Origin of the sequence: Micromonospora sp. NPDC005686 (assembly GCF_042871665.1) — a bacterium.
Classification (GTDB): domain Bacteria; phylum Actinomycetota; class Actinomycetes; order Mycobacteriales; family Micromonosporaceae; genus Micromonospora.
In genome coordinates, this window is record NZ_JBIAIY010000006.1 from 79,775 (window position 1) to 95,905 (window position 16,131).

Annotated in this window: 18 protein-coding genes and 1 riboswitch; of the genes, 9 read left to right on the top strand and 9 right to left on the bottom strand. The window is 72.8% G+C overall.

All coding sequences use genetic code 11. The features are described from left to right. Positions 1–77 precede the first annotated feature (77 nt). Entirely contained in the window at positions 78–668 is a 591-nt protein-coding gene (locus ACFYON_RS15670) for an ECF transporter S component (protein ID WP_387320829.1), read from the bottom strand. A gap of 75 nt (positions 669–743) precedes the next feature. Continuing rightward, positions 744–850, bottom strand: a riboswitch (TPP riboswitch). A gap of 76 nt (positions 851–926) precedes the next feature. Between ACFYON_RS15670 and ACFYON_RS15675 the strand changes: the two genes are divergently transcribed. From ACFYON_RS15675 to ACFYON_RS15690, 4 genes are all read left to right on the top strand, one after another. Then, a complete protein-coding gene (locus ACFYON_RS15675) occupies positions 927–1,760 on the top strand; it encodes an alpha/beta fold hydrolase (protein WP_387320831.1) in 834 nt (277 codons plus the stop codon). Beyond that, positions 1,757–2,506 carry a sugar isomerase domain-containing protein gene (locus ACFYON_RS15680; RefSeq protein WP_387320833.1) on the top strand — a complete coding sequence of 250 codons (750 nt, stop codon included), beginning with the start codon at positions 1,757–1,759 and terminating at the stop codon, positions 2,504–2,506. The genes ACFYON_RS15675 and ACFYON_RS15680 overlap by 4 nt, the downstream gene beginning before the upstream one ends. Before the next feature lie 91 nt (positions 2,507–2,597). Continuing rightward, entirely contained in the window at positions 2,598–3,098 is a 501-nt protein-coding gene (locus ACFYON_RS15685) for a DUF6328 family protein (protein WP_354873801.1), read from the top strand. Positions 3,099–3,206: 108 nt separating this feature from the next. Then, positions 3,207–5,180: an acyl-CoA dehydrogenase family protein gene (locus ACFYON_RS15690; RefSeq protein WP_387320835.1), complete on the top strand. Its 1,974-nt coding sequence runs from the start codon at positions 3,207–3,209 to the stop codon at positions 5,178–5,180. Between the two features lie 79 nt (positions 5,181–5,259). Here ACFYON_RS15690 and ACFYON_RS15695 read toward each other — a convergent pair whose 3' ends face one another. The 6 genes from ACFYON_RS15695 to ACFYON_RS15720 form a co-directional block, all read right to left on the bottom strand. Then, positions 5,260–5,865: a hypothetical protein gene (locus tag ACFYON_RS15695; RefSeq protein ID WP_357711205.1), complete on the bottom strand. Its 606-nt coding sequence runs from the start codon at positions 5,863–5,865 to the stop codon at positions 5,260–5,262. A gap of 52 nt (positions 5,866–5,917) precedes the next feature. Further along, complete coding sequence (locus ACFYON_RS15700; protein WP_216928710.1) at positions 5,918–6,220, bottom strand: metalloregulator ArsR/SmtB family transcription factor; 303 nt, start codon at positions 6,218–6,220, stop codon at positions 5,918–5,920. 43 nt (positions 6,221–6,263) lie between these two features. Next, entirely contained in the window at positions 6,264–7,139 is an 876-nt protein-coding gene (locus tag ACFYON_RS15705; RefSeq protein ID WP_354873795.1) for a metal ABC transporter permease, read from the bottom strand. Position 7,140: 1 nt separating this feature from the next. Next, the gene (locus ACFYON_RS15710) at positions 7,141–7,905 is read right to left on the bottom strand and encodes a metal ABC transporter ATP-binding protein (RefSeq protein ID WP_354873793.1); all 765 of its coding nucleotides are present in this window, start codon (positions 7,903–7,905) and stop codon (positions 7,141–7,143) included. After that, positions 7,902–8,849, bottom strand: coding sequence for a metal ABC transporter substrate-binding protein (locus ACFYON_RS15715; protein ID WP_354873792.1), 948 nt, complete (start codon positions 8,847–8,849; stop codon positions 7,902–7,904). The genes ACFYON_RS15710 and ACFYON_RS15715 overlap by 4 nt, the downstream gene beginning before the upstream one ends. An 81-nt stretch (positions 8,850–8,930) precedes the next feature. Then, positions 8,931–9,194 carry a DUF6703 family protein gene (locus ACFYON_RS15720; RefSeq protein WP_354873791.1) on the bottom strand — a complete coding sequence of 88 codons (264 nt, stop codon included), beginning with the start codon at positions 9,192–9,194 and terminating at the stop codon, positions 8,931–8,933. Positions 9,195–9,221: 27 nt separating this feature from the next. On the opposite strand from ACFYON_RS15720, the gene ACFYON_RS15725 reads away from it, so the two are divergent. The 5 genes from ACFYON_RS15725 to dusB all read left to right on the top strand — a co-directional run bounded on the left by ACFYON_RS15725 (position 9,222) and on the right by dusB (position 14,405). After that, entirely contained in the window at positions 9,222–9,563 is a 342-nt protein-coding gene (locus ACFYON_RS15725) for an antibiotic biosynthesis monooxygenase family protein (protein ID WP_387320837.1), read from the top strand. 94 nt (positions 9,564–9,657) lie between these two features. Next, positions 9,658–10,131: a hypothetical protein gene (locus tag ACFYON_RS15730; protein WP_354873930.1), complete on the top strand. Its 474-nt coding sequence runs from the start codon at positions 9,658–9,660 to the stop codon at positions 10,129–10,131. 113 nt (positions 10,132–10,244) lie between these two features. Next, positions 10,245–11,624 (top strand): glycine--tRNA ligase, encoded by a 1,380-nt coding sequence (locus ACFYON_RS15735; RefSeq protein ID WP_387320839.1) that lies wholly within the window; start codon positions 10,245–10,247, stop codon positions 11,622–11,624. A 155-nt stretch (positions 11,625–11,779) separates the two neighbouring features. Continuing rightward, positions 11,780–13,204 (top strand): MFS transporter, encoded by a 1,425-nt coding sequence (locus tag ACFYON_RS15740; protein WP_387320841.1) that lies wholly within the window; start codon positions 11,780–11,782, stop codon positions 13,202–13,204. A gap of 37 nt (positions 13,205–13,241) precedes the next feature. After that, entirely contained in the window at positions 13,242–14,405 is a 1,164-nt protein-coding gene (dusB, locus tag ACFYON_RS15745) for a tRNA dihydrouridine synthase DusB (RefSeq protein ID WP_355096009.1), read from the top strand. A gap of 62 nt (positions 14,406–14,467) precedes the next feature. Here dusB and ACFYON_RS15750 read toward each other — a convergent pair whose 3' ends face one another. Then, positions 14,468–15,121: a C39 family peptidase gene (locus ACFYON_RS15750; protein WP_387320843.1), complete on the bottom strand. Its 654-nt coding sequence runs from the start codon at positions 15,119–15,121 to the stop codon at positions 14,468–14,470. Positions 15,122–15,459: 338 nt separating this feature from the next. Continuing rightward, the gene (locus ACFYON_RS15755) at positions 15,460–16,095 is read right to left on the bottom strand and encodes a TetR family transcriptional regulator (RefSeq protein ID WP_354872491.1); all 636 of its coding nucleotides are present in this window, start codon (positions 16,093–16,095) and stop codon (positions 15,460–15,462) included. Positions 16,096–16,131: the final 36 nt, after the last annotated feature.

The window sequence follows — 16,131 nt, forward strand, 5'->3', positions numbered from 1 at the left end:
AAGGAGTTCGCGTCCGGAAAACCGTGCCCGGCGGACGCAAACTCCTTGATCGCCGGGGCGGGGCGGGGAGGGGAGGGCTAGACCAGGGCGCGGTCTCGGCCGGCGGGGAAGCGGTCCAGCACGCCGGTGTTCGCCAGCGCGCGGGTGAGGACGTGCGCGCCCAGGCCGGCGACGATCGTGGCGCTGACGATCGTGATCAGCGCGTACGGGAGGCGGTAGGAGGCGAAGTCGTACGCCTTGTTCCAGTAGACGAAGTCGAAGGTCGCCGCACCGAGACCGGTCAGCGCACCGGCCAGCACCGCCACCGGCAGGCGGAACGAGCGGTACCGGAACGCGGCGAAGGCCAGCTCGGCGCCGATGCCCTGCATCAGGCCCTGGAGGATCACGATGCCCGCCCACTGGCTGCCCAGCAGGGCGGAGACGATCGCGGCAACCGTCTCGCAGTAGAGCGCGGCGCCCGGCTTGCGGATGATCAGGCCGGCGAGCACCGCCGGGATCAGCCACACGCCGTAGAGCACGGCCTGCGCCGGCGGGAAGAACGCGAACGCCGCGTCGGTGGCGCTCCAGAGCAGGCCCCAGGCCCAGAACACGACGCCGAAGGCGACGGCGATGACCGAGGCGACGACGATGTCGACGGTACGCCAGCGGTTGCTGTCGGTGTGGTTCACGGTTGGCTCCCAGTTCGTCGAGGTGAACCAGGAGAAGACGCACGCCGCGCCCGGTGGTCACCGGACGGCGACGCGGCTGGAGGTCGACCGAACTCCCTGCGCTGGCATTACCCAGATCAGGTTCGAGGGTCTGCGGGCACCGGCCCGCACTCTCAGCGCTGTGCGCTCCCCTGTCGGATGTGAAGTTGTCTCGTCGCAGACGCTAGCACCGACGACGGGCCCCGGCCCAGCAGGACGAGTGTCGGTATGGTGGCGATCATGCTGGTGAATGCGCGAGGACTGACGTTCGAGGTACGCGCCGGCGGCCCCGAGGCCGGCGACCCGGTCCTGTTGCTGCACGGCTTCCCGCAGCACTCGGGCGAGTGGGACGCGGTCACGCCCGCGCTGCACGCCGCCGGGCTGCGCACGTACGCGCTCGACCAGCGCGGCTACTCGCCCGGCGCCCGTCCGGCCGGCGTCGGGGCGTACCGGATTCCGGAGCTGGTGGCCGACGCGGCGGCGGTGCTCGACGCGCTCGGGGTGAGCCGCGCGCACCTGGTCGGCCACGACTGGGGCGCGATCGTCGCCTGGGGCCTGGCGGCGGCGCGCCCGGAGCGGGTGCGGACGCTCACCGCGGTGTCGGTGCCGCACCCGGCCGCGATGGGGCACGCGCTCGCCACCGACACGCGGCAGAAGGCCAAGTCCGCCTACATCACGTTGTTCCGCAAGCCCGGTACGGCGGAGAAGGTGCTGCTGGCGTGGAACGCCGCAGTGCTGCGCAAGATGCTCGGCGGGGTGGGCGACGCCGCCGCGGTGGCCCGCTACGCCGAGCCGATGCGCGAGCCGGGGGCGTTGACGGCGGCGCTGAACTGGTACCGCGCGATGACCGGGACGGACATGAAGGCGGTCGCCCCGGTCGGGGTACCCACCACGTTCGTCTGGAGCGACAAGGACGTGGCGATCGGCCGGACGGCCGCGCAGGCCTGCGCCGCGCACGTGACCGGTGACTACCGGTTCGTGACGCTGTCCGGCGTCAGCCACTGGATCCCGGACGAGGCGCCCGGCCCGCTGGCCGAGGCGATCCTCGCCCGGGCGGGAACGGAGGCAGCATGACGGTGAGCGCCGAGGCGTACCTGGCGGTGGCGACCGAGACGATCGGCCGGGTCGCCGCCGAGCAGCGAGGCAACGTGGCCGCCGCGGCCGACCTGATCGCGGCGGCGCTGGGCGCCGACGGTGTGGTGCACGCGTTCGGCACCGGGCACTCCGAGGCGCTGGCCATGGAGATCGCCGGGCGGGCCGGCGGCCTGGTGCCCACCAACCGGATCGCGTTGCGTGACCTGGTGCTGGTCGGCGGCGACCCGGCCGACGTGCTCGGGCCGAAGCTGGAACGCGACCCGGCGGTGGCGCACCGCCTCTACGAGCTGGCGCCGATCCGGCCGCAGGACGTGTTCGTGCTGGCCTCGAACTCCGGCGTGAACGGGGCGATGGTCGAGTTCGCGTCCATCGTGAAGGAGCGCGGGCACGGCCTGGTGGCGATCACCTCGGCGCAGCACTCGGCCCGGATGACCTCGCGGCACCCGTCCGGCCGCAAGCTGGCCGAATTCGCCGACGTGGTGCTTGACAACGGCGCCCCGTACGGCGACGCTACGTTGCCGTTACCCGGTGGCGGCGCGGTCGGCGCGGTCTCCTCGATCACCGCCGCGCTGCTCGCCCAGCAGATCGTCGCCGAGGTGGTGGCCCGGCTGGTAGCGGCGGGGCAGCGCCCGCCGGTCTACCTGTCCGCGAACATCACCGGCGGCGACGAGCACAACGCCGAGTTGGAAGCCCGGTACGCAGGCCGGATCCGCCGGGGTTCCTGAGCCGGTTTCGTGATCATCCGGACGGGGCACAGGCGGTGCTGCCGGTGGGTGTTCATCCGCCGGCCGTGCCGTCTCCCGGGGAGGTCCGCGAGTGTCGAAGGAATCCGAGAAGCAGCGCTGGCAGCGCAACTTCGCCGACCTGTTGCAGGAGCTGCGGGTCGCGCAGACCGGTGTGCAGATCCTCTTCGCCTTCCTGCTGACGTTGCCGTTCAGCAACGGGTTCGGCCGGACCACCGAGTTCCAGCGCGACATCTACATCCTGGCGCTGCTGACCGCCGCCGCGTCCGCCGCGATGATCATCTCCCCGGTCGCGTTCCACCGGGCACTGTTCCGGCAGGGGCGTAAGCCGGAGCTGGTCCGGTTCGCCCACCGGATGGCCACCGGCGGCCTGTTCTTCATGCTGATCGCGATGGTCAGCTCGGTCCTGCTGGTCACCGACTTCGTGCTGGACCGGCCGATCGCGTTCCTGCTCAGCGCGCTCACCGGCCTGTGGTTCCTGCTCTTCTGGGCCGTCCTGCCGTTCAGCCGGCGCAACTGGGGTGACGACGACATCGACGACGAGGACGACAGCCCGCAGTCGCTCACGGACTGACCGTCCCGCCAAATCGGACGTGCACACAGCGCTACCCCTGGGTAACACCCGGGGGTAGCGTCGTTTCGTCGAACGCGTCGACGCAGCCGGACCGACGAGGAGGCAGCCGTGACCACGACAGAGAACAGCCGGCCCGAGTCACCCGACGGCGCGGGGCCGCTGCCCACCGAAGCGGGCCGGGTCTCCGAGAAGGAGGCCCGCCAGGTCGCCGAGGCAGCCCGCGAGTCGGCGTGGGACCGGCCCAGCTTCGGCAAGGAGCTGTTCCTCGGCCGGTTCCGGCTCGACCTGATCGACCCGTGGCCCCGCCCTGACCCGGCGGACGTGGCCCGCGCGGACGAGTTCCTCGGCGCGCTGCGCGCGTACCTGACGTCCGAGGTGGACGGTGCGGCGATCGAGCGGGACGCGCACATCCCCGACGAGGTGTTCCACGGCCTGGCCGGGCTCGGCGCGTTCGGCATGAAGATCGACCGCAAGCATGGCGGGCTCGGGCTGAGCAATCTGCACTACTGCCGGGCGCTGATGCTCGTCGGCTCGGTGAACCCGGCGGTCAGCGCGCTGCTCTCCGCACACCAGTCGATCGGCGTGCCACAGCCGCTGAAGATGTTCGGCACGCCCGAGCAGAAGGAACGGTTCCTGCCCCGGCTCGCCGCCGGTGAGGTCTCCGCGTTCCTGCTCACCGAGCCGGACGTCGGCTCCGACCCGGCCCGGCTCGCCACCACCGCCGAGCCGACGGCGGACGGCACCGGCTACCGGCTCAACGGGGTGAAGCTCTGGGCTACGAACGGCACGCTCGCCACCCTGCTCGTGGTGATGGCCCGGGTGCCTGCCGGCGAGGGGCGGCGCGGCGGCATCACCGCGTTCGTGGTCGAGGGCGACAGCGACGGCATCACTGTGGAAAGGCGCAACTCCTTCGTCGGGCTGCGTGGCCTGGAGAACAGCCTCACCCGGTTCCACGACGTGTTCGTGCCCAAGGAGAACGTGATCGGCGGCGAGGGCAAGGGCCTCAAGATCGCGCTGACCACGTTGAACACCGGCCGGCTCTCGCTGCCGGCCATGTGCGTGGGCGCCGGCAAGTGGGCGCTCAACGTGGCCCGGGAGTGGACGGCGGACCGGGTCCAGTGGGGCCGCCCGGTGGGCGAGCACGAGGCGGTGGCGAAGAAGCTCTCCTTCATCGCCGCCACCACGTACGGCATGGAGTCGATGCTCGACCTGTCCTGCATGCTCGCCGACGACGACCGCAACGACATCCGGATCGAGGCGGCGCTGGTCAAGCTCTACGCCAGCGAGATGGCCTGGCGGATCGCCGACGAGCTGATCCAGATCCGCGGCGGCCGCGGCTACGAGACGGCCGACTCGCTGGCCGCCCGGGGGGAACGGGCGGCCGCCGTCGAGCAGCTCCTGCGCGACCTGCGGATCAACCGGATCTTCGAGGGCTCCACCGAGATCATGCACCTGCTGATCGCCCGCGAGGCGGTCGACGCGCACCTGTCGGTGGCGGGCGACATCATCGATCCCGACGCCGGCCTGGGCCGCAAGGCCAAGGCGGGCGCGCGGGCCGGCGCCTTCTACGCGAAGTGGCTGCCCACGCTGGCCGTCGGCAAGGGGCAGACGCCCGGGGCGTACCAGGAGTACGGGCCGCTGGCCGGGCACCTGCGCCACGTCGAGCGGACCTCCCGCAAGCTGGCTCGGTCGACGTTCTACGCGATGTCCCGCTGGCAGGGAAAGATGGAGCGCAAGCAGGCGTTCCTCGGCCGGGTGGTGGACATCGGCGCGGAGCTGTTCGCGATGAGCGCGGTCTGCGTCCGGGCCTACGCCGAGCGCGACGCGCACCCGGAGAACGTCGAGCTGGCCGACCTGTTCTGCCGGCAGGCGCGGCTGCGCGTCGACGAGCTGTTCACCGGCCTGTGGTCGAACACCGACTCGGTCGACGTGGCCGCCGCCAAGCGCATCGTCGCCGGCCGGTACGCCTCGCTGGAGGACGGCGTCGTCACCCCGCCGGCCGACCTGCCCTGGGTGGCCCGCTGGGAACCCGGCCCGTCGGCTGCCGAGGACGTCCGCCGCCGCATCCCGCCCACCGGCTGACCGAACCGCCCGGCGGCCGTGCCACCCGGTCGGCCGCCGGGGTGCGGACGCCGGGCCCGCGCGGACCGGGCGGCACACCTCACCGGCCGCCGCGCAGCCCCAGTTCGCGCAGCTCCAGCGCGGCGAGCGCGTCGACAGTCGCGTCGTCACCGCGCCGCCACGCCTCGGCGACGTCGGGCGCGATCCGGGTCAGCTTCGACAGCGGCTGACCGGCCAGCGCGCGCAGCGCCAGCAGGTCCCGGCCGGCCGGGACGCCGGCCAGGGCCTTCGCCGCGCCGGCCCGTCGCATCCAGCGCAGACGCAGTGGCAGCCAGCCGAACAGCACCAGGCCGAGCGGGAACACCAGTACCGCGATGGTCAGCCCGAGCGCGAGCTGCCCGACCAGCTCCTGCTGGTCGCGGCCGGCCTCGGCGACCGCGCGGGCGGCGTCGGCGGCCCGGGTGAACGGCGCGGTCAGCTCGTCGCCGACGATCGGCACCCGGCCGACCTTGCCGCCGGCGTCGGCCAGGTTGTCGGCGAGTCCACCGCCGGCCCCCTCCAGCTTCTGCCCGGGTACGGCGAGCTTCTCGACCACGTCGTGCAGCCACAACGCGAAGCGGATCGCCGCGTACACCCAGAAGACAACGAGCAGGTCGGTGAGGAACTGGCGGACGGCGGTGGGAAAACGGTCGGCGTAGATCTTCACGCCGGACAGCGTCCCACGGCGCGGGCGTGTCGGCACCTGGCCGATTTCCCGCTCAGTGCGACCCTTCGCCGGCGTGACTGACCGCGTCCGCCACGATGTGCGCGACATGGTCGTCGACAAGCGCGTACGCGATCTCCCGGCCGCGCCGCGACCCGCGCACCACGCCCGCGCCGCGCAGCACCCGCAGGTGCTGGGAGACCAGCGGCTGCGGGGCGCCGAGCTTCTCGACCAGCTCGTGCACGCAGCGCTCGCCCGCGGCCAGCTCGCTGACGATCGCGAGCCGGATCGGGGCCGAGAGCGCGCGCAGCAGGTCACCCGCACCCTCGAAGGCGTCGTACCCGTTCGTGCCGGTCACCCTGTAACGGTAACCAATACCGGCTGCGCCGGCGGGCAGGGCCTCATCCCAGCAGCACCTCGTGCTCGGCCGGCTCGGGCGGCGGCGTGGACCGGTCGGCCCGGACCCGCCGCCGCAGCGCCCGCAGACCGGCCGCGGCGAGCGCGACCAGCAGGAACGAGCCGATCGCCACGAGCACCACCGACGCGCCGGGCGCGGTGTTGGCGGTCGCCGCCACCCAGACCCCGGTGCCGGCGGCGAACAGGCCCAGCGCCATGGCCGCCGTCATGGTGGACCGGAAGCCCCGGGTCACCTGCTGCGCTGTGGCCACCGGCACGACCATCAGCGCGCTGATCAGCAGCACTCCGACCGCCCGCATGGCGATGGTCACGGTGACCGCGGTGCCGACCGCGATGACCAGGTTCAGCGTCCGCACCGGCAGGCCGGACACGCGCGCGTACTCCTCGTCGTGGCAGACCGCGAACAGCGCCGGGCGCAGCACCAGCATGGTCACCAGCAGGACCGCGCCGAGCACGCAGATGGTGACCAGGTCGCTCCGGGAGGTGGTGGTCAGCGACCCGAACAGGTACGCGTTGAGCGACCCGCTGCTGGCGTCGGAGAGCCCGACCAGCATCACGCCGCCGGCGATGCCGCCGTAGAACAGCAACGCCAGCGCGAGGTCACCGGAGGTGCGCCCGTACGCGCGGACCAGCTCGATCACCACCGCGCCGAGCGTCGCCGCGATCACCGCCACCAGCACGGGGGAGTGGTTGAGCAGCAGTCCCGCGCCGACGCCGGTGAGCGCCACGTGCCCGAGCCCGTCGCCGATCAACGCCAGCCGGCGCTGCACCAGGTAGATGCCGAGCGCCGGGGCGGCCAGCCCGATGATCAACGCGCCGGCCAGGGCGCGGAGCATGAAGTCGTACTGGAAGAGATCCATCTCAGATGCCTGTCCAGAGCCGGGCGGGCTCCTCGTCGCAGTGCGGGTGCACGTGCTCGTGGTCCGGGTCGGCGTGGTGACCGGCCGGTTCCGGCACCGCGCCGTCGTGCGCGATGCCGCCCTGGTGCACCACCACGGCCCGGCTGATCAGCGGGCGCAGCGGGCCCAGCTCGTGCGCGACCAGCAGCACCGTGCCGCCGCCGTCGCGGAATCCGCGCAGCGCCTCGGCGAACGCCTCCTGGCTGGCCGCGTCCACCCCGGCGGTCGGCTCGTCGAGCACCAGCAGCTCCGGCCCGCCGGCCAGTGCCCGGGCGATCAGAGTGCGCTGCTGCTGGCCGCCGGAGAGCGTGGACACCGGGTCACCGGCCCGGTCGGCGAGCCCGACCGCGTCCAGCGCCGCCGTCACCGCCTCCCGGTCCGCGCGCCCGGCGGGCCGCAGGACGCCCCGGCGGGCCAGCCGCCCGGACGCCACCACCTCGCGCACCGTCGCGGGCACTCCGCTGCCCGCGCCGGGCCGCTGCGGCACGTACCCGATGCGGTGCCACTGCCGGAAGCGGCGCCGCGGCGTGCCGAAGAGGGCGACCGACCCGGCGCCGACCGGCACCAGGCCGAGCGCGGCGCGCACGAGCGTCGACTTGCCGGAGCCGTTGGCGCCGAGCACGGCGACCACCTCTCCGGCGGTCACTGTCAACGAGACGTCACGAAGCACCGGGCGGCCGTCGTAGCCGACCGTGGCGTGCGCGATCTCGATCACGGGTGGGGTCATGAGCAGTCCAGGGCGGTTCGCAGGGTCTGCAGGTTGGCGCGCATCGCGGAGAGGTAGTCGCCCTCGGCGGGCGGGCCCTCCAGCGGGTCCAGCATCGCGGTCTTCGCCCCGACCTCGCGCGCGATGGTCTCGGCGACCTTCGGGCTGACCCGGCTCTCGAAGAAGATCGTCCCGGCCTGGTGCTCCCGGGCCTCCTTCGCGACCTCGGTGAGCCGCTGCGGGGACGGCTCGGTCTCCGGGGTGAGCCCGCTGATGCCGATCTGCTCCAGCCCGTAGCGCTCGGTCAGGTAGCCGAACGCGGCGTGGCTGGTCACCACCTCGCGGCGCTGGCAGGTGCGCAGGCCGTCGGCGTACTCGGTGTCCAGCTTCGTCAGCTCGGTGCGCAGCGCGCCGGCGCGGGCGGTGTAGTCGGCGGCGTGGTCCGGGTCGGCCCTGCCGAGGCGCTCGGCGAGCTTGTCGCCGATGGTGGCCAGCCGGGTCGGGTCGAGCCAGACGTGCGGGTCCCTGCCGCCGCCCTCGCCGGCGTGCCCGTCCTCGCCCTCGTGGTCGTGGTCGTGCCCACCGGCGGCGGCGTCCCGCAGCGGCGTCACGCCCGCCACGTCGAACGCGCGGTCACCGCCGTTCTGCTCCACGGCCTCGTCCACCGCCGCCTGGAAGCCGCTGAGGTAGACGACCACGTCGGCGTCGACGATCTGGCCGACCTGCCGTGGGTTGAGTTCCAGGTCGTGCGGCTCGGCGCCGGGCTTGGTCAGGTTGCTGACCGCGGCCGTGTCGCCGCCGATCCGCTCGGCGAGGAACTGGAGCGGGTAGAACGCGGCCACCACGCCCACCCTGCCCGGCTCGCTCGCGCCGCCCGTGCCGTCCGCGCAGGCGGTCAGGCCGGCGGCGGCGAGCAGGGCGGTGGCGGCGGCGATCAGGGTACGGCGAGGTGCGCGAACGGTCATGGGCTCAACTGTCCGCGACAACGAAAACTATTGTCAAAAACGCATGATTGCATGTCAGTGCAGGTCAGCTCGGCTTCCGAGTCAGCCGACCATGAGCTTCGCAAGCGCCACCGCGATCAACAGGGTGAGCATCACCAGCCGGAGCAGCCGGGTCGCCGCGGCCTGCACCGGCCAGGTGACCGACATCAGCCAGACCAGCCCGCCGGCCAGCACCAGCAGCAGGACGCCGCCCGCCGGGCCGGGTGCGAAGAGGCCGACAAGCACCACGGCCAGCGCGGCCAGGAACACCGCCGTCGGGTTGAGCCGTGCCAACCGGGACAGGACGGGACTCTGCGTACGCTGCATGCCACAAACTCTACGAGGAGGAACCCCGTGCTGGTCACCAACCGCTTCGTGGTGGAAGCCGAAACGGTGGACGAGTTCACCCGTGCGGCGCACGCCGCGCTGGCCGCGCTCGCCGCCCGCCCCGGCTACCTGCGCGGCGAGCTGCTGCGGGCGCTCGACGACCCGGACCACTGGGTTCTGATCACCGAGTGGGAGTCGGTCGGGGCGTACCGGCGGGCGCTGGGCGGCTTCGACGTCAAGGTCACCGCCGTGCCGTTGCTCGCCCGGTCGGCGGACGAGCCGTCGGCGTACGAGACGCTCGCCAGCGCTGCCCCCGAGGGTGAGATCGTCGTCGTCGCCAGCGATCGTGCCGCAGGTCCGTCCCGCTGAGTGCCGGGGCACTACCCTGGCGCGTATGACCGCTCCCGGACCGGCCGCGCCACCCCCGCCAGCAGTTCCGCCCGCGCCGCCGGCGGACCACGGGGTGCCCGCGCCGCCGCAGGGGCCCGGCGTCGCGCCGCCGTTCGCCGCCCCGCCCACCGAGGGCGGACGCACCCGGCTCTGGCTGGGTCTCGGCGCGGGCGCGCTGGCAGTGCTGATCTGCTGCGGTGGAGGCGGCGCGGCGGTGGTCGGTCTGGCGGTGAGCAACGTCCAGGCTATCGGCGAGCAGGGCCGGGCGGTCACGAACGACTACTACCAGGCGCTCGTGGCCCGGGAATGGTCCAAGGCGTACGACACGCTCTGCGAGGACATCCGGAAGCGCGAGCCCCGGCGCGAGTTCGAGCGGCGGGTGGCCGCCGAGCCGCAGATCTCCGGCTACCGGGTGGGCGAGGTCGACCTCGCCACGCTCACCGTGCCGGTGGACGTCACGCTCGCCGGGGGCCGGCGGGAGGCGCAGACCGTGACACTGGCGCCGGACCAGCAGACGGGCGGCGTGGAGGTCTGCGGGGTGGGCTGACCGGCCCCCGGTATTCTGCTGGGCTCGGGACGGACACGGTCGTACCGTTGTCCCGAACAGCCCGGTTCCATCCATCTCAACCGCGCCGACCGCCAGCCGGCGTAGGAGGAAACATGCCAGCCGACCGTATCGACGCCGTCACCAGCCTCGCCAAGCGCCGAGGCTTCGTCTTCCCCTCAAGCGAGATCTACGGGGGCACCCGGTCGGCGTGGGACTACGGTCCGCTCGGCGTCGAGCTGAAGGAGAACGTCCGCCGGCAGTGGTGGCGGACCATGGTGCAGCAGCGTGACGACGTCGTCGGCCTCGACTCGGCGGTCATCCTGGCCCGCAAGGTCTGGGAGGCCAGCGGCCACATCGCCGAGTTCGTCGACCCGCTGACCGAGTGCCAGTCCTGCCACAAGCGGTTCCGCGCCGACCACCTGGAAGAGGCGTACGAGGCCAAGCACGGCAAGCCGCTGACCTCGCTGACGGAGCTGAACTGCCCCAACTGCGGCAACAAGGGCACCTTCACCGAGCCGAAGATGTTCAACGGCCTGATGAAGACGTTCCTGGGCCCGGTGGAGAGCGACGAGGGCATGCACTACCTGCGCCCGGAGACCGCCCAGGGCATCTTCGTCAACTACAAGAACGTGGAGACGGTCGCCCGCAAGAAGCCGCCGTTCGGCATCGCGCAGACCGGCAAGTCGTTCCGCAACGAGATCACCCCCGGCAACTTCATCTTCCGGACCCGCGAGTTCGAGCAGATGGAGATGGAGTTCTTCGTCGAGCCGGGCACCGACGAGCAGTGGCACGAGTACTGGCTCTCCGAGCGCTGGAACTGGTACCTCGACCTGGGCCTGTCCGAGGAGAACCTGCGCTTCTACGAGCACCCCAAGGAGAAGCTCTCCCACTACTCGAAGCGCACCGTCGACATCGAGTACCGGTTCCAGTTCGGCGGCACCGACTTCGCCGAGCTGGAGGGCATCGCCAACCGCACCGACTTCGACCTGTCCACGCACAGCGAGCACTCCGGCGTCGACCTGTCGTACTTCGACCAGGGCAAGGGCGAGCGCTGGATGCCGTACGTGATCGAGCCGGCCGCCGGCCTCACCCGCGCGGTGCTGGCGTTCCTGCTCGAGGCGTACGACGAGGACGAGGCGCCGAACACCAAGGGCGGCGTGGACAAGCGCACGGTCATGCGCTTCGACCCGCGGCTGGCCCCGGTCAAGGTCGCGGTGCTGCCGCTGTCGCGCAACGAGGCGCTGTCGCCGAAGGCCAAGCAGCTCGCCGCCGACCTGCGCAAGCGCTGGGTGGTCGAGTTCGACGACTCGCAGGCGATCGGCCGCCGCTACCGCCGGCAGGACGAGATCGGCACGCCGTTCTGCGTCACGGTCGACTTCGACACGCTCGACGACAACGCCGTCACGGTCCGGAACCGGGACACCATGGCCCAGGAGCGCGTCTCGCTGGACCAGGTCGAGCGCTACCTGATCGAGCGCCTGCCCGGCTGCTGACGTCTCACCGAGAAGGGCGCCGTCGCCGACGGCGCCCTTCTCCGTGTCCACCGGGCCGGACGACGGGTCGACGTGTCTGAATCCCGCGAGCCGGGTGCCGTTATCCGGCGGGAGCGCCGGGTAGGAGATCCCTCACCGGCAGCGAAGGGGGCGAGATGCGGCAGGCAACCACCGGACCGTCCGCCACGCCGGCGCCCGCAGCGGTGGCGCATCGGTGGCCCACCGCCCTGGTCCTGGCCAGCGCCATGTTCCTGGTGTTGTTCGACAGCCTGGCGGTGGCCACCGCGCTGCCGCGCATCGGTGCCGAGTTCCACCTCGACCCGGGCCGCCTCCAGTGGGTCGTGACGCTGTACTCGCTGAGCATCGGCGGCCTGCTGCTGCTCGGGGGCCGGCTCTGCGACCTGTGGGGGCGACGCCGGCTGATCGTCGTCAGCCTCGCGCTGGCCACTCTCGGCTCGGCTCTGGCCGGGCTGGCGACCGCGCTGCCCCTGCTGCTGCTCGGCCGGGTGTTGCAGGGCGCCGGCGCGGCCCTCGCCATCCCGGCGACCCTGGCGTCGGCGGCCACGTACTTCCCCGACGAGCCGTGGCGCAGCCGGGTGTTCGCGGTCGTCGCCGCCGCCGCGAACACGGCCGGTCTGGCCGGGGCGATCGTCGGCGGCCTGATCACGTCACACCTCGGCTGGCGCTGGGTCTTCCTGGCCACCGTGCCGGTCGGACTGGTGGCGATGGTGGCGGCCCGGCTGCTGCTGCCGGCGAGCCGACCCGACCCGGGCGGCCGGCAGCGGCTGGACCTCGCCGGGGCGGTCCTCGCCACCGGCATGCTGCTCGCGCTGATCTTCGGCGCCAACCGGATCGCCGAGTCGGGTCCGGACCCGGTCGCGCTCGGCGCGGTCGCCGGTTCCCTGGTGCTGCTGTTCCTGCTGGTGCGCGTCGAGCGGCGGGTGGCCGACCCGCTGGTCCGGCCGTCCCTGCTCCGGTCGCGCCCGCTGGTCGCCGGTTGCCTCGCCTTCGCCGCCCACTCGGCCGCGTACGCGGTGGTGGTGGTCGTGGGCAGTCTCTACCTCCAGGAGGTCCACGGCCTGTCCCCGGCGGGCGCCGGGCTGGTGCTGGCCCCGGTGCTGCTCGGCGCGCTGGTCAGCGCCGCTCCGGCAGGCGCGCTGATCCGCAGGTTCGGCGCGCGGCGGGTCGTCGCGGTGGCGCTGGCCCTGTGCGCGGTCACGCTCGCACTGGTGGCGGTCAACGCGGGCGGTCCGCTGATCCTCGTCACGGCCGTCCTGGTCGCCTGGGGGCTCAGCGCCGGTCCGATCTACGTCGGGCTGACCCGGGTGTGTGTCGGCGACGCGCCGCCGAGCGACCAGGGAACGGCCTCGGCGGTGTTCGAGTCGACCACCCACGTGGCCGGGGCGATCTCCGTGGCGGTCTTCCTCACGCTGCTCGCCGCCGGGGTCGGCTACGGCGTCGTGCAGTTCGTCGGCGCCGTCGCGGGCGGGCTGGGCGTCCTCGCGCTGCTGCTGATCATGCCGGCGGGGGAGCCCGGGACCACGCCGTCACCCGCGCCGCAGCGGGTGGCGGCCCGGTAGGCGTCGATACCCGGGAACCCCTCCCTACACTGGTCAGGTGACCGCTGCGACCCTGCCCGCGTTGACCATCGGCCCGCATCGGGTGTGGCCGCCGGTGGTGCTCGCGCCGATGGCCGGGATCACCAACGTCGGCTTCCGCCGGCTCTGCCGTGAGCAGGGCGGCGGCATCTACGTCTGCGAGATGATCACCACCCGGGCGCTGGTCGAGCGGAATCCGAAGACGCTGCGCATGATCGCCTTCGGCGCCGAGGAGCAGCCCCGCAGCCTCCAGCTCTACGGCACCGACCCGGAGATCACCGCCGCCGCCGTGCGGATCGTGGTCGAGCGCGACCTGGCCGACCACATCGACCTCAACTTCGGCTGCCCGGTGCCCAAGGTGACCCGCCGTGGCGGCGGCTCCGCCCTGCCGTGGCGCCGCCGGCTGTTCGCCCGGCTGGTCAAGGCCGCCGTGGACGCCGCGTCACCCGCCGGGGTGCCGGTCACCGTCAAGATGCGCAAGGGCATCGACGACGACCATCTGACGTACGTCGAGGCAGGGCTGGCGGCCCAGGATGCGGGCGTCGCGGCGGTCGCCCTGCACGGGCGTACGGCCGCGCAGCGCTACTCCGGCACCGCCGACTGGGACGCGATCGCCACGCTCAAGTCGGCGCTCGACGTGCCGGTGCTCGGCAACGGCGACATCTGGGAGGCCGACGACGCGCTGCGGATGGTCGCGCACACCGGCGTGGACGGCGTGGTGATCGGGCGGGGCTGCCTGGGCCGGCCGTGGCTGTTCGCCGACCTGGAGGCCGCGTTCCACGGGAGCACCGAGCGGCGGCTGCCCAGCCTCGGCGAGGTGGCGGTGACCATGCGCCGGCACGCCGAACTGCTGGTGGAGCAGTTCGTGGCGGGCGCCCGGAACCCGGCCCGGGGCGAGCGGGACGGCTGCACCGATTTCCGCAAGCACGTCGCCTGGTACCTGAAGGGCTTCCCGATCGGCAGCGAACTGCGCCGCTCGCTCGCCATGATCGAGAGCCTGACGCAGCTCGACGACCTGCTCGGCAAGCTCGACCCGGCCGTACCGTTCCCGGTGGAGAACCTCGGCCAGCCGCGCGGCCGCACCAACTCCCCGGGCAAGGTGTTCCTGCCCGACGGCTGGCTGGCCAGCCGCGACGACGACACCCCGCCGGACGGCGCCGAGCTGGACGACTCCGGCGGCTGACCCGGATATGCCGAAGGGCCCGGCCCCCGTAGCGGGGTCGGGCCCTTCGTCATGTCGTTCGGTCAGGAGCTGTAGCCGCGGCTGGCGATCCAGCGGGCGAGCTCGTCCACGTCCATCCGGTAGGAGGCCTGGTTCGGGTTGGCCGAGTCGGCGATCGTCACGACCTTGCCGCCGTCGCGGTAGCCCACCACGCTGATGTAGTGGCCACCCTCGAAGGAGTGGGTGTTGCCGTCGGTGTCGGTGGCGGTGCCGGCGATGTTGGCGACCACGGCCCGGCCGTCGTCGACCGTACGCACCACGTCGGCGCGCAGCTTCTCGACCTTGTCACGGTCGCGGGCCTTGTCCACGGGGATCTCGGTGGACTTGTAGACGTCCTTGCCGGTCTCCTTGTTCAGCACCGGGGTGATGTCGTTGATGGAGTTGGTGCCGGCCTCGGTGGTGCCCATCTCCTCGGCCATGGCGTGCACGTCGATGTTCTTGCCCTGCACGCTCAGCGCGTTACGGGCGGCGGCGGGGCCGCAGAAGTAGAAGTTGGGCTGGGCCTCGTAGCGCACGTCCAGTTCCCGCTCGCCGTGCTTGCGGTCGTTGGTGACGACCTGGGCGGCGCGCTCGGCCGGGGTGGCCTGCGCGGCGAGGGCGGGGCCGGCGATGCCACCGGCGGTGGCGGCGATACCGGCAGCGGTCAGAACGGTCTTGCGGATCAGATCGGTACGCATGATGCGACTCCTCTGGTTCGGGGGTGTGCGGCACGGGGGCGCCGCGGGGGTCTGCCCGGCCCGGCGGTCAGCGGCGGCGACCTGCTCGGAGCGCTCGGGCGGCTCGGGGGGTGTAACCGACGGGCGGGGTCCGGCATTCCACCGGCACGGGCTCCGGCCGGCTCACCGCGTCCAGCCATGTACAACGCCCGGAGGCGGGCAGGGATTCCGGGCCGGCCGATCCGGACTTTTCGGACATACCTCAGATCCATCAACTCGATCGATGCCCCACGTGCCCCCGGACCGGACGGCGCACCCCAGACCCAACGGCGGGGTGCGGTTCGGCGGGCCGGGGCGGCTCAGGCCAGCACGGCGGCGGCGACGGTGTCGACGTACCAGCGTTCGAACCGGTCGACCGGCCAGCCGCGCTGCCGCACCAGCCAGTCGTAGTTGCGGAAGTCCATCGCCAGCCACAGCACGTCGGCGACGCTGTCGACGTCGTGGTCGGGCCGCACGGAGCCGGTGGCGACGAGTTCGGCCGCGAACATCGCCATGCCGCGCCGGCGTTCCGCCACGTTCTTGCGCCAGATGGCGGCTGCGTCGGGGTCGGCGCTGGCGGCGCCGGTGAGGGCGATCATCATGTCGACCTGCCGGGCCTGGGTCGCGCTGAGGTGCCGGGCGTAGCGGGCCAGTTTCGCCCGGGCGTCGGGCAGCGCCCGGATCTCCGCGACGAACGGCCGGTCGGGCAGCGCGGCCGGTTCGTCGTCGCCGGCGATGGTCACGTCGACGAGCGCGGAGAGCAGGTGGCGTTTGTTGCCGAAGATCGCGTACACGGTCTGTACGGCGACGCCGGCCTCGGCGGCGACGGCGGTCAGCGGGGTGGCGGCGTAGCCCGGGTCGACGAACAGCTTGCCGGCCGCGTCGAGGATCGCCCGCCGGGTCTGGCGGGCCTGCTCCTGACGTCTTGCCGACTCGTACCTCCTCTTGACACCCACGGCGCGAGTGTAGTCATCTATTAGATAGAGCAACAC

What these genes read in the sequence shown, in the direction of transcription:
- ACFYON_RS15675 (WP_387320831.1), top strand. Translation starts at nt 927, where the DNA reads ATGCTGGTGAATGCGCGAGGACTGACGTTCGAGGTACGCGCCGGCGGC.
- ACFYON_RS15680 (WP_387320833.1), top strand. Translation starts at nt 1,757, where the DNA reads ATGACGGTGAGCGCCGAGGCGTACCTGGCGGTGGCGACCGAGACGATC.
- ACFYON_RS15705 (WP_354873795.1), bottom strand. Translation starts at nt 7,139, where the DNA reads ATGGATCTCTTCCAGTACGACTTCATGCTCCGCGCCCTGGCCGGCGCG.
- ACFYON_RS15710 (WP_354873793.1), bottom strand. Translation starts at nt 7,905, where the DNA reads ATGACCCCACCCGTGATCGAGATCGCGCACGCCACGGTCGGCTACGAC.
- ACFYON_RS15715 (WP_354873792.1), bottom strand. Translation starts at nt 8,849, where the DNA reads ATGACCGTTCGCGCACCTCGCCGTACCCTGATCGCCGCCGCCACCGCC.
- ACFYON_RS15720 (WP_354873791.1), bottom strand. Translation starts at nt 9,194, where the DNA reads ATGCAGCGTACGCAGAGTCCCGTCCTGTCCCGGTTGGCACGGCTCAAC.
- ACFYON_RS15735 (WP_387320839.1), top strand. Translation starts at nt 10,245, where the DNA reads ATGCCAGCCGACCGTATCGACGCCGTCACCAGCCTCGCCAAGCGCCGA.
- ACFYON_RS15740 (WP_387320841.1), top strand. Translation starts at nt 11,780, where the DNA reads ATGCGGCAGGCAACCACCGGACCGTCCGCCACGCCGGCGCCCGCAGCG.
- ACFYON_RS15750 (WP_387320843.1), bottom strand. Translation starts at nt 15,121, where the DNA reads ATGCGTACCGATCTGATCCGCAAGACCGTTCTGACCGCTGCCGGTATC.